This is a genomic window from Sphingomonas faeni (assembly GCF_023195535.1).
GTDB lineage: Bacteria > Pseudomonadota > Alphaproteobacteria > Sphingomonadales > Sphingomonadaceae > Sphingomonas > Sphingomonas faeni_B.
In genome coordinates, this window is the sequence record NZ_JALPNF010000003.1 from 320,643 (window position 1) to 334,954 (window position 14,312).

Here is a 14,312-nt window from a genome sequence, read left to right on the forward strand (position 1 = left end):
GGCTGATGTGCGATGCGAACATCGGTAGCCGCATCGCTCGCGTTCTGAGTACAGCCGGACACGATGTCGTACGTGCTGCCGTCATTTTACCCGACGAGAAAGACGATATCATTCTCGCGCATGCGGTCGCCGACGATCGCTTTCTCATTACGTGTGATCGTGATTTCGGTGAACTGGTTTTCCTGAAGCAAGCGACCCCGCCGCCCGGCATCATCTATGTCCGGTTCGAGCCGGACCACGTCGAACACATCCTTCCGCGGTTGTTGCCGCTCCTCGAATTCGAGGCGTGCAATGGCCATATGACTGTCATCGGGACGAAGCGTGACCGCGCTGTTCCCCTCCCAGCGAAGAGCAAAGACAATGGCTGACTACGACTATGACGTCCTCGTGATCGGTGCGGGCCCCGGCGGTTACGTCGCGGCGATCCGCGCCGCGCAGCTCGGCCTGCGCACCGCCTGCGCCGAATCGCGCGAGACGCTCGGCGGCACCTGCCTCAACGTCGGCTGCATCCCGTCCAAGGCGTTGCTGCATTCGTCCGAACTGTATGAGGAAGCCAAGGGCGGCCACATGACGAAGTTCGGCGTCGAGTTCGCCGGCGTCACCCTGAACCTCGACCAGATGCACGCCGAGAAGGCCAAGGCCGTCAAGGAACTGACCGGCGGCGTAGAATTCCTGTTCAAGAAGAACAAGGTGACGTGGCTCAAGGGCAAGGCCGCGTTCCAGGACGCACATACGGTGGATGTCGCCGGCCAGAAGGTCACCGCGAAGAACATCGTCATCGCTACCGGCTCGTCGGTCATGCCGCTCCCCGGCGTCACGGTCGATCAGAAGACCGTCGTCGACAGCACCGGCGCGCTCGAGATTCCCAAGGTCCCCGAGCATATGGTCGTCATCGGCGGTGGCGTGATCGGCCTCGAACTCGGCAGCGTCTGGCGTCGTCTCGGCGCGAAGGTCACCGTCGTCGAGTTCGTCGACCAGATCCTCCCCGGTTTCGACGGCGAAGTCCGTCGTGAGAGCGCCAAGCTCTTCAAGAAGCAGGGCATGGAGCTGAAGCTCTCGACCAAGGTCACCGGCGTGACCGTCGACAACGGCGTCGCGACCGTCACCGTCGAGCCTGCCGCCGGTGGCGCGTCCGAGACGCTGACCGCCGACGCGGTGCTCGTCTCGATCGGGCGCAAGGCTAACGTCGACGGCCTCAACCTCGAAGCCATCGGCCTGGAGCTTAACAAGCGCGGCCAGATCGAAACCGACCACTCGTTCCGCACGAAGGTCGACGGCGTCTGGGCGATCGGCGACTGCATCCCCGGTCTGATGCTCGCACACAAGGCCGAGGACGAGGGCGTCGCAGTCGCGGAAAACATCGCCGGCCAGACTGGAATCGTCAACGAGGACGTCATCCCGAGCGTCGTCTACACGATGCCCGAGATCGCCGGCGTCGGCCTCACCGAAGAAGCGGCGAAGGAAAAGACCGAGATCAAGGTCGGCAAGTTCCCCTTCGCCGCGAACAGCCGCGCCAAGACCAACCGTGACACCGACGGCTTCGTGAAGATCATCGCCGACGCCAAGACCGACCGCGTCCTCGGCGTCTGGATCGTCTCGTCGCTGGCGGGAACGCTGATCGCCGAAGCCGCCATCGCGATGGAATTCGGTGCAACCAGCGAGGACATCGCCTACACCTGCCATGCGCATCCGACGCATGCCGAGGCACTTAAAGAGGCGGCGATGGCGGTGCAGGGCAAGCCGATCCATATCTAGCAAGAGCTAGATATGGATCTAAAGGGCTTGCCCGGCCGGCGGCGCTCCAGCGCCGTCCGACGACAGGGGCTTTGCCTCTGTCCGGCCAAGCGAGACCTGACATCCGCGACCAAGTGAATCTGAGAGGGCGTCAGTGGAGCATCCATCGGCGCTCTCTCTGCGTTTGCCGGCCGAAGCGCCGCGCTGGGGCCATCCGCGATCTCGCATTAGCGTCCCGGAAACGTCCTAACCGCGTACCTCTCAAGTCTCGTCCGCTACGCCCACTCCTATCCGGTATCCCGGCGAACGTCGGAACGCAGGTTCATGACGGACCAGGCACAACATGCTGAATTACCCAACCCGGAAAACTGGGGTCAGCCCGCCGTGCTCAAACGATTCCTTAGCAAAGCCAGCCTATTAGGCCACGTAACGACCGAACAAGCAGGTGTCCGTGGCGCTCGATCTCACTACCCTTTACGTGGTCGCTGCGCTCGGCATGCTGGTCGCGGGGTTCGTCCACCTTATTCCTGTCGCGACCGGCCGGTTCGGCAGATGGGCGCTCCTGTGGGGCGGCGGCCATCTCGTCGTCGGGTTCGGTACGATGATGGCGGTCCTGAACGACAGTATCGGCATCACCTGGGCGCCCAACACCGGCAACCCCGCTGCGGTGGTGGGCTACGCGCTGATCGCTGGCGCCGTGCTCCGGTTCGCACGCCCGGAAGCCCGCCTGGCGCCGCTGCTCGGCATCGCCGTTCTTCTTGCCGCCCCGCTGGTCGTCAGCGACGACCCGGCGCATTTTCCCTTCCGGGTCGCTTATCTCAGCGTCGTCCGAGCAAGCTTCGACATCGTCGTCGTGATCGCCGCGCTACGCCTCGCGCGGAGGGAGTCGCTGCAAACCGGCTGGATCGTCGCCACGCTGTTCGCGATCACCGTGCCGCTGTTCCTCGGCCGTGCCTGGCTCGCCTATCACGACCGGATCGGCACGCAGCTGACCGGCATGCACGACGGCCTCGGTGCCTGGCTTGCCGCGGGCCAGATCGCCTTCATCATCTTCCGCACCTTCTCGCTGCTGATCCTTCAGGCCGAGCGCGGCCAGAACGCGCTGCGAAACCAGATGGAGCGGGACTGGCTGACCGGTGCCCTCAACCGCGCGGGGCTCGACCGCGTCGCGCGCAAACTTGCAGGGCATGCAGCCGACCGCCAACCGGCCTCGATCATGATGCTCGACGTCGATCGGTTCAAGGCGCTCAACGATTCCCACGGCCACGCGGCTGGCGATACCGCGCTACGCATGCTCGCCGACATCGCACGCAAAGCGCTCGGCGAGCAGGGCCATGTCGCACGATGGGGCGGCGACGAGTTCGTCTGCCTGCTGCCAGCCACGCCGATCGCGCAGGCGCGAGCCATCGCCACGCGGATCGCCGATCAGTTCGCACAGACCATGGCGCAATACGGTCCAGCCGCCTCCGCGGCCACGGTCAGCATCGGCGTCGTCGAGGCGGATGCCGCTACGCCGATCGCCGATCTGATCGCCCGTGCCGACCAGGCCATGTATGGTGCAAAAGCCGACCGCGGCAAATCCGCCGCCTATGATCAGGCAGCCTGATCCCGGCCAGCCTGATCCTGGGCAGGGCTTAAGATCCGACTGCGGTGATCGAGCGCACTTCGGCGGCGGTCAGCGTCAGTCCGACCGATGCGGCGCTCGACACGATCGAGGCGACCCGGCTTGCGCCTGGAATTGGTATGACGCTGGGACCCATCGCAAGATGCCACGCGACGACGACGGCCTGCGCGGAAACGCCGTAGCGTTGCGCGATCGCCGCGATTGCCGGCACCGTAGCGACCGCGGCCTGCCGGCCCGCGCCGCCGACCACGCTGTGCGGAATATAGCTGATCCCCTGCGCCACGCATGCGTCCAGCGTGCCGTTGGTGTAATCCTCGGCCTGCCATGGATTGCATGCGTTCTGCAGAGTCTCGATCCTGGCCGTCCGCTGCGCGCGCGCAAGCTCGTCCGCGGTCGCGTTGCAGATCCCGAGATGGACGATCTTGCCTTCTGCCTGCAACCGCGCAAGCTCGCCGATCGAGTCCTCCAGCGGGACGTCATCGTCGACCGCATGTAGCTGGTACAGCGTGATCGCACGGCATCCCAGGGCAACCAGGCTGGCGATGCAGGAGGCGCGCAGGAATGCCGGGCTGGCATCGACCTTGCGCCGGACCCGGTCGACGCCGCCCTTTGTGGCGATCACGACGTCGCGGATACCCAGCGCCCGCAGCGTGTCGCGTAGCAGTCGCTCGTTCGCGCCGATCGCGTCGATGGGACAATAGACATTGGCGGTGTCGATGAAATTCACCCCGGCATCCAGCGCCGCGCGGACCACCGCCGCCGGCGCATCGTCCGCCTCGAGCGCGCCCGGCATGGAAAGCGCCATCGCCCCCAGACCGACCGGAAACACATTTAGACCCGTACGGCCCAGCGGTCGCGGGATGGCCGTGGCGACGGCGGCGACGGCGGCGACGGCGACGGGCTCAGTGAGCGGCATGCGCCAAGTCCTCGCCGAGATCCACGAGGTGCCCGCCGGGGTTGGAGCGCAAGCTGACCTGGATTGCGCCAAACACGAGGGGCAGCGGCGCCCCCGTCCGCAAGGTCGTCAGATCCTGCTCGCGCAGCGCGATCGTGATAGTCGTGGCATCGGCCGATCCCACCGGCCCCTCCAGCGTGACCGACAGGCCCAGCGTTTCCTGGCACCGATTGGCAGGCGCATTGGGATTGACGACGGTCAGCATATACTCCGGCCCGTCCGGCATCCGCAGCGTCATCGTACCCGGCAACCCGCGCAGTACGCGGTACATCTGGTCGAGCGCGAGCGTCCTAGCTGCCATAATCCACCCCCGCCGGCATCACCGCGACATACGCGCCGTGGGTCGTCCAGCCCGCAGCGGGGCTGATGGCGGCGCCGTCGTCGGCGACGGCGCCGGGGTCGGCGATGGTCTGGCTGGTCGCTGGATCGTTCGCGGTATCGTCGAAGAGTACGCGCGTCTGCAACCGGACCGCCACGGTTTCGCCGGTCAGTGTCTCGCACGACACGATTACCGGCGCGCCGATATCGAGCATCCGCAATTGCGTATCGGTCAACGTCACGGCCTTGATCGCTCGGGTCATCACCGCCTCCGATGCATTTTAAGAGGGTCGCGTCGCCCGCGCCTCCCGGGACCTATCAAGGGCAAGGCGGGGTGAGCGACGCGAAGTCATCGGTCGGTGGTCAGCGGGTGGCCTTGGCATGCAGCGCGGCGAGGCCCTCGACCGCCGACTTGATCTCGGCCGATAGGCTTTCGACGCCGCATACCGCCTTGCGGTTGAGCTGCGTGTGCAACGCGCCCGCGCTATCGGCGAGTGTCTTGATTTCGGCGGACAGGCTTTCGACGCCGCAGACCTTTTTCTCGGTAGACATGGCAGATACTCCGTTCGCTTGGAGGAGCCGCATGAAGTCTGTCCATGTGTGTCCCCGAGCAAACGCTAGGCCCGCCCAAGTCGCGGTGTCCAACTCACCCAAGTCCGAATCGGATGATGCACCTGCGAATGATGCGGGCCTGATGATGCCGGCCGTTGAGGCGCGTCAGTCTCGGCGTGGGATAACGAGGCTGCACGGACCCGCGGCGATTGCCACCAGCATGGATGCAACACCGTTTCCCATGCGCCGAATGCGCGCGCCCAGGCCTGTCAGTTTTTGGGCGGGCCGTTTCGTGGCTTGCCGAACCCTGCGAACAGCGTTTCCAGGCCTGCCGTGACCGCGCCCATCACCTTGGCCATCTCGGGGGGCAATTCGCCCCGCGGTGGTTCCGGCGTGTCGCCCGCATAGGGACTGGGGGTGGGCTGGTCCGTCGAAGGCTTTGCGCCAGCTTCCGGCGATACAGCTTCCGGCGATACAGTCTCCGGAGCTACGGCCTTCGGGGATGCCGGCGTTTCCGGTGACACATGCGGCTCCGGCGCAGCAGGGCGCGCCGCGCGGTCGGCACTCTTCATATCCTGTCGGGAGATGGCGGCGGCAGCCATCGTCAGTCCGGCCGCGACCACCTGACGCCCCGCTGGCGTCGCCAATTGACGGGCGACCGCCGCCGCAATTCCGGCAAAGGGCGTCGGCGCGTCATGCGTGTGCCCGGCATTCTTCTTTCCGCTGTCTTTACGAGCGTCATGCGCGTTGTCGCCGGCACATCCGTGCGCGCTCACCGGCCGCTGTTCGGCCTCGCGCTCGCGCCGTTTCCGCTCGTCCTTCTTCTTGCCCATGTCACGTTCCAACGCTGTATTGTCTATCCAATACACCATGTAAGTATCGTCGAGCCGCGCCACAATGCCCCCTTTCGGTCGGGACCCGCGTTACCCATCTCTGCACTCGACCGAAGCGCGCCTCGACAGGCTTGCCGCACCCGAACAAATATGGAACACTTCGCCCCATGCTGACCAAGATTTCCGTACGCGGCGCGCGTGAACACAACCTCAAGGACGTCGACATCGACATCCCCCGCGACACGCTGACGGTGATCACCGGGCTCTCTGGGTCAGGCAAGTCCTCACTCGCGTTCGACACGATCTACGCCGAGGGCCAGCGTCGCTACGTCGAGAGCCTCTCCGCCTACGCTCGCCAGTTCCTCGAACTGATGCAGAAGCCCGATGTCGACCATATCGAGGGCCTCTCGCCCGCGATCTCGATCGAGCAGAAGACCACGAGCCGCAACCCGCGCTCCACCGTCGCCACCGTAACCGAAATCTACGATTACATGCGCCTGCTCTGGGCGCGCGTCGGCATCCCGTACTCCCCCGCCACCGGCGAACCCATTGCGGCGCAGACCGTCAGCCAGATGGTCGACCGCGTGATGGCGCTCCCCGAAGGCACGCGGCTGTACCTGCTCGCCCCCGTCGTCCGTGGTCGGAAAGGCGAGTACCGCAAGGAACTCGCCGAGTGGCAGAAGGCCGGCTTCGCACGCGTCCGCATCGACGGCGAGATCCACGACATCGACGAAGCCCCCGCGCTCGACAAGAAGTACAAGCACGATATCGAAGTCGTCGTCGATCGCCTGGTCGTCGGTGGCGAAATCGCCACGCGCCTCGCGGAAAGCTTCGAAACCGCGCTGAAACTCGCCGACGGCCTCGCCTATGTCGACCCCGCCGACCCGGTCGAGCCGCACACCCCCAAGTCCGAAATCCTCGGCAACAACGCCCCCGACGGCCGCATCGTCTTCTCCGAGAAATTCGCCTGCCCGGTCAGCGGCTTCACCATCTCCGAGATCGAGCCGCGCCTGTTCTCGTTCAACGCCCCCCAGGGTGCATGCCCGGCCTGCGACGGCCTCGGCGAGAAATTGCTGTTCGACGAAGACCTCGTCGTCCCCAACCACATGCTCAGCATCAAGAAGGGCGCGGTCGTCCCCTGGGCGAAATCCAACCCGCCGTCGCCCTATTACATGCAGGTCCTCGGCAGCCTCGCGCGCGAGTTCGAGTTCGACATCGAGACGCCGTGGGGCCAACTCCCGCCGGAGGTCCAGAGCGTCATCCTGCACGGCTCGAAGGGCAAGCCCGTCACGCTCACCTTCATCGACGGCAAGAAGAAATACGACGTTTCGAAGCCGTTCGAAGGCGTCATCGGCAACCTCAACCGCCGCATGCTCCAGACCGACTCCGCCTGGATGCGCGAGGAGCTCAGCAAGTACCAGTCCGCCGCTCCCTGCGAAGTCTGCGGCGGCGCGCGCCTGAAACCCGAAGCGCTCGCGGTCAAGATCGCAATGAAGGACATTTCGTACGCAACCCACCTGTCCGTGGTCGACGCGCTCCAGTTCTTCACCGACATGCCGCAGCACCTCGGCGACCAGCAGAACGCGATCGCCGAGCGCATCCTCAAGGAGATCGTCGAGCGCCTCGGCTTCCTCAACAACGTCGGCCTAGATTACCTCAACCTCGACCGCACCTCCGGCACCCTGTCAGGCGGCGAGTCCCAGCGCATCCGCCTCGCGAGCCAGATCGGCAGCGGCCTGTCCGGCGTGCTCTACGTTCTCGACGAGCCCTCGATCGGCCTGCACCAGCGCGACAACGACATGCTCCTCAAGACGCTCCGCCGTCTGCGCGATCTCGGCAACACCGTGCTCGTCGTCGAGCATGACGAGGACGCTATCCGCACCGCCGACTACATCATCGACATGGGCCCGGGCGCGGGCGTCCGCGGCGGCCAGGTCGTCGCGCAGGGCACGCTGAAGCAGATCCTCAAGTCGAAGGGCAGCATCACCGCCGACTATCTCAACGGCACGCGCGAAGTTCCCGTCCCCACCACGCGCCGGAAGGGCAACGGCAAGAAGCTCACCGTCCACAACGCGGTCGCCAACAATCTGCGCGGCGTCACCGCCAGCCTGCCGCTCGGCACCTTCACCTGCATCACCGGCGTCTCCGGCTCGGGCAAGTCGAGCTTCACGATCGACACGCTCTACGCCGCCGCCGCACGCGAGCTGAACGGCGCGCGCATCGTCCAGGGCAAGCACGACAAGATCACCGGCCTCCAGTATCTCGACAAGGTCATCGACATCGATCAGTCGCCTATCGGCCGCACCCCGCGCAGCAACCCTGCCACCTACACTGGCAGCTTCACGCAGATCCGCGACTGGTTCGCCGGCCTGCCGGAATCGCAGGCGCGCGGCTACAAGCCCGGCCGCTTCAGCTTCAACGTCAAGGGCGGCCGCTGCGAGGCGTGCCAGGGCGACGGCGTGCTCAAGATCGAGATGCACTTCCTCCCCGACGTCTACGTCACCTGCGACGTCTGCCACGGCGCGCGCTACAATCGCGAGACGCTCGAGGTGAAGTTCAAGGGCCATTCGATCGCCGACGTGCTCGACATGACGGTCGAGGACGCCGCCGAGTTCTTCAAGGCGGTCCCCCCGATCCGCGACAAGATGGCGATGCTGGTCGAGGTCGGCCTCGGCTACGTCAAGGTCGGCCAGCAGGCGACGACGCTCTCGGGCGGCGAAGCGCAACGCGTCAAGCTCGCCAAGGAACTCTCGCGCCGCGCCACCGGCAACACGCTGTATATCCTAGACGAACCCACCACCGGGCTCCACTTCGAGGATGTGCGGAAATTGTTGGAAGTCCTCCACGCGCTGGTCGAGCAGGGCAACACGGTCGTCGTGATCGAACACAATCTCGACGTCATCAAGACGGCCGACTGGGTGCTGGACCTAGGCCCCGAAGGCGGCGTCAAGGGCGGCGAGATCGTCGCCGAAGGCACGCCGGAGAAGGTCGCGAAGGCCAAGGGCAGCTTTACGGGGAAGTATCTGGCGCCGTTGCTGGAGAAGCGGGTGGCGAACGTGGAGTAAGGATTGACAGATAAAGCGTGATGAGTTCCCTTGTCTTTAAGGGGAGTGCGTATGACGCTTTTGTCTAAAGTCTCGCGTAAAGTGTATTTCTTTCGTTTGGCAGATCACGCGGAGTTTGCCGATAAACTCGAATCCGTCGTCGCTCATATCGCGGGTTTGCCATTCAACGATCAAGGTCGGTACCAAGCAACGTCTGGTGATGATACCGTCTTGGCCGTTTTCGTCTCAAGCGTCACTTATCCCATTAAAATCCAGTTTGCTCGAATACGGCGTGACAATCTTCCATTGGTCGAACGTGAAGGGTCAATTACTCCTCTCGCGTTGGAGAAAAACGCAGGTTTAATGGATTGGAGTCACATCGTTATATTCGCGGATGGGATTGTCGCTGCCGAATTTAACCAAGATGCACCAAGGCTCAGGCGTCTTGGGCAGTATTTGATGTTCAAGGGCGGGATTAACCTTCCATCAGCTCCAAGGTTTATGCCGCTTTTCCAGAGAAACGTTATGGAAGAGTTGGAGAATTTTGAAAGCGTTACAATTTTGGAGTTGGAAGCACTGACATCTGATGCTGATCTTATTGCCGAAGGAGATCCTAATATTGGAGCGGCTTTCAAGGCTTGTCAGAAAGCGGGGAATGTAAAAAAGAGTCAGATTGTCTTAAAGTCTGTTAGAGGCAAAGATGATGGCCTGAAATCTTTGGCCAGAAGGCTCTTCGCCAATCCATCTAGCAGGGAAAGCTTTGCGAAGCTTAAGGTTACCGGAAGGTCGGGGGAGCAGCGCAAGCCACTCGATCTGTTGGAAGAATATCTGATAAGCGTCGAATATTTTGCAAGGCTCGATTCGAGGTTTAAGGCGATATCAACTGACGACGCTTTTAGGGTTCTTCAGAAATCATACCACGATAACAAGCACAAGTTTGCGGGGGCAGTGACGGCAAACGAGCCATGGTCGTAAATCTTTATTGGCGATACCAAAAGGCTGCCGATCTGATGGTGGCTGCGATCATCACATTGGTTTCATATCTATCATTCAATAGTGGCTACGTGCTGATGGCGGTTACAAGCGATCGAATGGCAGATGTGGCCAAAGAGTCGTTCAGTGCCTCTGTCTCGCTTCTTGGGTTAGTATCTGCCACTGTGGCTTTTGTATTTTCGGCTATCGACTCAGAAAAATTTAGAATATTGCGCGAAAGCAAGTCGCGGACTCAAATGTGGAGCATCTTTTCATTCACGCTTGTTTGTCTACTTGTAAGCTCCATGTGGAGTTTTGCAATAATGGTTGGTGGTGCTTCTTTAGCATGTAGCCAGGTTCTGATCTCGGCAAACACCTTTTTGATAGCCCTGATGTTTATATTGATTGCTAAATTTACGTGGGTGATGACGCAGATAATTGCGGTAAAGGCATCTTAGAATCTGTGCTGACCACTCAAGGCTCGCGGTTCGATTGGGGGTGCCCTTTCCCTCACCGAAGCAAATCGATAAGCTTGTGTGCATGCCCGCTCTAACCCCCATCGAGTCGGAGTTCGCGACCAGCGAGGATGCTGCCGCGTATGATGTGTGGTTCCGCGCCAAGGTCGAGCGTGCGATGGCTTCGGACACACCCAGCATCCCACACGCTGAGGTAATGGCAATGGCGCAGGCGATCCTCGACAAACATAAGCCGCGTTGACGCTGCCGCTCGTCTGGACGGATAAAGCGACGCGGCGGCTTTCCTTGTCCTAGACCTTAGCCTCTCAGCGAACTTCCACGAGCCGTTCGCCGTTCCGAAGTAGCATCGCGACCTGATCCCATCGCGGCTCAAGCCATGCGAGTAACGCGCGATTGGACGCGTTGCCGCAGCGCAGCCACACCAGAGCGAACCGGTCCGGGTGCCGGAGATAGACGAAATCGTCGTCCTTGCTAACCAGCACCGATGCGTCGGCCTCGGCACGAGCGGCGATGGCGCGATCGCTCGCGGCAAGCATCTCGATCTCCGAAACATGCGTCGCGTCCTCGCCCCGATCTCGCTACCACCTGCATAAGGCCGGAGGTAGCTGCGCATCCAAGAGGAACTTCATTCGGCGGCCAGCACCACCGGATGATCGGTCGTCGCTGCCGCATAGCGCAATGTCGCCTGCACATCGGCTTCGCTGAGATAGGGAAAGTCGGCAACGATCTCCGAGATAACCGCGCCGCCCGCCAGCATTTCGAGAACGTCGGTAACCCGAACACGCGTGCCCGTGACAACGGGCCGACCGCCGCAAACGCCGGGGTCTATCGAGATGCGGGGAAAGCCGGCGAGCGCCATGGCGAGAAGGTGCGACGGACAGGTCCTAGCGTCAAGCCTGTCAGCGGAACACCCCAGCGTCCCGACCCGTTGAGTCTCCCGAGCCAACAACACCGGACGAACCCCATGCCCAATTTCGACCATCGCCATCCCCACCAGTCCAACCCGAAGCCGAAGCCAAAAACGTTCGGCCGCAACGCACTCTCGATTGGCGCCGCGGCGATCGGGCTGGGCGGGGCGTTGCTCGCGGTCTTCCTGCGCTCGAAGAAGAACCCCGCCGAGCATGCGGCGCCCGATCTCGCGCTCGACAAGCCGCGCCCCGGTGCGGACGATCGCGCGCCGGAGGCCTTCCGTCCCGATCCGACCGCTGTCCCCACCAAGGCCGAGCGCGAGGCGCTGCGTCCCGCCACCGGTCCGGCGCCGTCGTTCGCCGCGGATCGCGGTTCGACGCTCGGCTGAGGCGGGCGGGGCAGGGCGGGGCGGGGCGGGGCGGGGCCTCATTCCCTCCGCGGCGCCGAGCTGGACTTGGAGCCTCGTCCTGCGCCCGCCCCGGCGTCCAATCTTGCCCCCGATCTTGACCGGGCAGATCGCAGCGCCCCGACGTTCCGTCGTCACCCGTCGCGGAGCCTGCACCCAAATCCCACACCGGGCGTTCTCCCGCCGTCAGACTCTTACACGACGGAGACCCCCATGAGCATCTTCAGCAAGATCAAGTCCGCTATCTTCGGTGAGAAGGGTCCGCTTGGCAGCGGGCATTTCGGCACGCCCAAGGCGGACGCCGCCCCGACCCCTACGCCGCAGACCCCAGCGCCGCAGACTACCGCCGCCCAGCCAGCGCCGACCACCGCCGCGCCGACCCCGCAGGCTGCACCCGCCGCACCCGCCCCGGCGGTCGACGTCGAGGCCGTGCTCTCGGGCATCGCAGCGAAGAAGGGCGTCGATCTCAACTGGCGCACCTCGATCGTCGACCTGATGAAGCTGCTCGATCTCGATTCGAGCCTCGATAACCGCAAGGAACTTGCCACCGAGCTCGGCTATACCGGCGCCAAGGACGGCAGCGCGGAAATGAACATGTGGCTGATCAAGGCGGTGATGCGCGAGCTCGAGAAGAACGGCGGCACCGTGCCCGCCAACCTCAAGGACTGAGCCTCAATCGGCGTCGGCAACCAAAGGTCGACGCCGATCATTACGTTGTCAGTATCAACCTTCTGAAAGGACACGAAATGCGCGTTGCGATGCTGGGCCTGCTGGCCGCCTCTACCCTGGTTGCCGGCTGCGTCGGCGACGGAGGCAGCCGCTACGGCGTCGACCCGCGCTATCGTTCCTACGACTATAATCGCCCGGATCCTGCCTATGGCAGCTACGATGCGGGGCGCTATTATCGCGACGACCGCCGCTATCGCGAGCGCCGCCTGTCGCGCAACGAACGCGTCTATCGCGGCAACGACGGCCGGTATTACTGCCGCCGCAACGACGGTACCACCGGGCTGATCGTCGGCGGAGTCGCGGGCGGGGTGCTGGGCAACGTCATCGCACCGGGCGGCTCCGGCTTGCTCGGTACCGTCCTGGGTGCGGCTGGCGGTGCGCTCGCCGGGCGTGCGGTCGATCGCTCCGGCAACGACACGCGCTGCCGCTAAAGTCCTCGACCGGCGCCGAAATATCGGCGCCGGTCGTTTTGAATTCTGATCGCCCGACACGGTTCGCGCGAAAATATTATGGGCGGTAATCGACGCAGTTCTTGACCCATTTTACCGGCGAGATTTGCAATTACGGCGATCTTGGCCCATATAGGGCTCAGCTACAGTCGCATATCGACGGTTCTTGGCGCTTTGCGGCACCTTTCTCCTTCTTTCCCTGCTCCGCGGCACGGGTCGCCCGAACGTCGGGTTACTCTCTACTAAGAAGGAGCCACTTCATGGCTATCACCGGAACCGTCAAGTTTTTCAACGCCGACAAGGGCTATGGCTTCATCGCGCCGGATGGCGGCGGCAATGATGCATTCGTGCACATCACCGCAGTCGAGCGCGCCGGCATGCCGACGCTGAACCAGAACCAGCGCGTCACCTACGAGCTCGAGCCCGACAAGCGCGGCAAGCAGTCGGCCGTGAACCTCCAGCCAGCCGATTGATCTCGCTGGCGGAGAAATCCGCCGCCTGATCTCGGTTGCGGTGCGGCGGTCTTCGGATCGCCGCACCAACTCTATCTAATTCTCTCGCAGGAGCGCACCAGCATGGCCGATAATCCAGAATTTTACCGGGCCCGCGCTGATGAAGAGCGTCGCAACGGCGATGCTGCCCTCCTCGACAACGTCCGCGATCGCTGCCGCCGCGCCGAAAAGGCCTGGGACGACATGGCCTCGCGCGCAGAACGCACCCAGATCCTCCGCGCCGCGCGCGAAGCCGCCCCCCCCGGTGGCGAACGCATGATGATCGGCACCCCGTCGATGGTCCCCGCCGAATAGGCGAACCGTCGACGACAGATCGCATTTAATGAAACCCGAGTGCAGCGATGCGCTCGGGTTTTTTCTTGCGCTTCGATGTATTGGACCTCGGTCAAAGATGAAGGGGTTCGCGCGGAGACGCAGAGAGCGCGGAGATTTCAGCCGAGCCGCCCGTGATCGAACACCGGCGCTTCGGCATTCTACATATTGCGAAGTTGCACGGCTTTAGCGCTGCGCTGCCACAAGGAGCCTGAGCAACTTTACGATCCCTGGTCATCCCCGCGGAGGCGGGGACCCATATCCTCAGATGTCCCGCACTGTTCGCCGAGTCTTGCCAACAGGGATCTCCGCCTGCGCGGGAATGACACTGAGATGTGACGCGCTCTGTCGGTTCTAGACTGGAGGTACTCCGCGCATGGCTGAAGGTCCTGCACAATGCCGAGTCACAGCGGGTCGGAAGACCAAATCCAAAGTCGATCTGCCCATGCAAGTCGGGTAGGGGCCCCGAGCGCACCATCTCCGCGTC

The 14,312-nt window shown here is 63.4% G+C and carries 18 protein-coding genes and 1 pseudogene; 12 read left to right on the forward strand and 7 right to left on the reverse strand.

Annotation, left to right across the window (positions count from 1 at the left end):
* Positions 1-5 precede the first annotated feature (5 nt).
* The 3 genes from SPHN_RS18585 (at position 6) to SPHN_RS18510 (ending at position 3,340) form a co-directional block, all read left to right on the forward strand.
* Positions 6-368: a DUF5615 family PIN-like protein gene (locus tag SPHN_RS18585; RefSeq protein WP_353460642.1), complete on the forward strand. Its 363-nt coding sequence runs from the start codon at positions 6-8 to the stop codon at positions 366-368.
* Positions 361-1,755: a dihydrolipoyl dehydrogenase gene (lpdA, locus tag SPHN_RS08690; protein ID WP_248522734.1), complete on the forward strand. Its 1,395-nt coding sequence runs from the start codon at positions 361-363 to the stop codon at positions 1,753-1,755. Before SPHN_RS18585 ends, lpdA begins: the two co-directional genes overlap by 8 nt.
* A gap of 430 nt (positions 1,756-2,185) precedes the next feature.
* The gene (locus SPHN_RS18510) at positions 2,186-3,340 is read left to right on the forward strand and encodes a GGDEF domain-containing protein (protein ID WP_248522735.1); all 1,155 of its coding nucleotides are present in this window, start codon (positions 2,186-2,188) and stop codon (positions 3,338-3,340) included.
* Between the two features lie 28 nt (positions 3,341-3,368).
* Here SPHN_RS18510 and SPHN_RS08700 read toward each other — a convergent pair whose 3' ends face one another.
* The 5 genes from SPHN_RS08700 to SPHN_RS08720 form a co-directional block, all read right to left on the reverse strand.
* On the reverse strand, positions 3,369-4,274 hold the full coding sequence (locus tag SPHN_RS08700; RefSeq protein WP_248522736.1) for an aldo/keto reductase: 906 nt from the start codon (positions 4,272-4,274) through the stop codon (positions 3,369-3,371).
* Positions 4,261-4,614 (reverse strand): hypothetical protein, encoded by a 354-nt coding sequence (locus tag SPHN_RS08705; protein ID WP_248522737.1) that lies wholly within the window; start codon positions 4,612-4,614, stop codon positions 4,261-4,263. Before SPHN_RS08705 ends, SPHN_RS08700 begins: the two co-directional genes overlap by 14 nt.
* Positions 4,604-4,894: a hypothetical protein gene (locus SPHN_RS08710; protein ID WP_248522738.1), complete on the reverse strand. Its 291-nt coding sequence runs from the start codon at positions 4,892-4,894 to the stop codon at positions 4,604-4,606. The genes SPHN_RS08705 and SPHN_RS08710 overlap by 11 nt, the downstream gene beginning before the upstream one ends.
* A 100-nt stretch (positions 4,895-4,994) precedes the next feature.
* Positions 4,995-5,183: a hypothetical protein gene (locus SPHN_RS08715; RefSeq protein WP_248522739.1), complete on the reverse strand. Its 189-nt coding sequence runs from the start codon at positions 5,181-5,183 to the stop codon at positions 4,995-4,997.
* A gap of 269 nt (positions 5,184-5,452) precedes the next feature.
* A complete protein-coding gene (locus tag SPHN_RS08720; RefSeq protein WP_248522740.1) occupies positions 5,453-6,079 on the reverse strand; it encodes a hypothetical protein in 627 nt (208 codons plus the stop codon).
* Between the two features lie 104 nt (positions 6,080-6,183).
* Between SPHN_RS08720 and uvrA the strand changes: the two genes are divergently transcribed.
* The 4 genes from uvrA (at position 6,184) to relB (ending at position 10,749) form a co-directional block, all read left to right on the forward strand.
* Positions 6,184-9,081: an excinuclease ABC subunit UvrA gene (gene uvrA / locus SPHN_RS08725; RefSeq protein ID WP_248522741.1), complete on the forward strand. Its 2,898-nt coding sequence runs from the start codon at positions 6,184-6,186 to the stop codon at positions 9,079-9,081.
* A gap of 51 nt (positions 9,082-9,132) precedes the next feature.
* Positions 9,133-10,035 (forward strand): hypothetical protein, encoded by a 903-nt coding sequence (locus SPHN_RS08730; RefSeq protein ID WP_248522742.1) that lies wholly within the window; start codon positions 9,133-9,135, stop codon positions 10,033-10,035.
* 35 nt (positions 10,036-10,070) lie between these two features.
* Positions 10,071-10,490, forward strand: a complete 420-nt coding sequence (locus tag SPHN_RS08735) for a hypothetical protein (RefSeq protein ID WP_248522743.1) — start codon at positions 10,071-10,073, stop codon at positions 10,488-10,490.
* 82 nt (positions 10,491-10,572) lie between these two features.
* The gene (relB, locus tag SPHN_RS08740; RefSeq protein WP_248522744.1) at positions 10,573-10,749 is read left to right on the forward strand and encodes a type II toxin-antitoxin system RelB family antitoxin; all 177 of its coding nucleotides are present in this window, start codon (positions 10,573-10,575) and stop codon (positions 10,747-10,749) included.
* 64 nt (positions 10,750-10,813) lie between these two features.
* On the opposite strand, the pseudogene SPHN_RS08745 reads toward relB, so the two are convergent.
* Together SPHN_RS08745 and SPHN_RS08750 are read right to left on the reverse strand one after the other, a co-directional pair.
* Positions 10,814-11,074: pseudogene (locus tag SPHN_RS08745) on the reverse strand (DUF5615 family PIN-like protein); the annotation flags it as partial.
* 59 nt (positions 11,075-11,133) lie between these two features.
* On the reverse strand, positions 11,134-11,367 hold the full coding sequence (locus tag SPHN_RS08750; RefSeq protein ID WP_248522747.1) for a DUF433 domain-containing protein: 234 nt from the start codon (positions 11,365-11,367) through the stop codon (positions 11,134-11,136).
* A gap of 105 nt (positions 11,368-11,472) precedes the next feature.
* Here SPHN_RS08750 and SPHN_RS08755 point away from each other — a divergent pair, with 105 nt between their 5' ends.
* The 5 genes from SPHN_RS08755 to SPHN_RS08775 all read left to right on the forward strand — a co-directional run bounded on the left by SPHN_RS08755 (position 11,473) and on the right by SPHN_RS08775 (position 13,807).
* Positions 11,473-11,805 (forward strand): hypothetical protein, encoded by a 333-nt coding sequence (locus SPHN_RS08755; protein ID WP_248522748.1) that lies wholly within the window; start codon positions 11,473-11,475, stop codon positions 11,803-11,805.
* Between the two features lie 231 nt (positions 11,806-12,036).
* A complete protein-coding gene (locus tag SPHN_RS08760; RefSeq protein ID WP_248522749.1) occupies positions 12,037-12,492 on the forward strand; it encodes a DUF3597 domain-containing protein in 456 nt (151 codons plus the stop codon).
* 77 nt (positions 12,493-12,569) lie between these two features.
* A complete protein-coding gene (locus SPHN_RS08765) occupies positions 12,570-12,983 on the forward strand; it encodes a glycine zipper 2TM domain-containing protein (protein ID WP_248522750.1) in 414 nt (137 codons plus the stop codon).
* 278 nt (positions 12,984-13,261) lie between these two features.
* Positions 13,262-13,474: a cold-shock protein gene (locus SPHN_RS08770; protein WP_031394996.1), complete on the forward strand. Its 213-nt coding sequence runs from the start codon at positions 13,262-13,264 to the stop codon at positions 13,472-13,474.
* A gap of 102 nt (positions 13,475-13,576) precedes the next feature.
* The gene (locus SPHN_RS08775; protein ID WP_056060610.1) at positions 13,577-13,807 is read left to right on the forward strand and encodes a hypothetical protein; all 231 of its coding nucleotides are present in this window, start codon (positions 13,577-13,579) and stop codon (positions 13,805-13,807) included.
* The last annotated feature ends 505 nt before the right edge of the window (positions 13,808-14,312 follow it).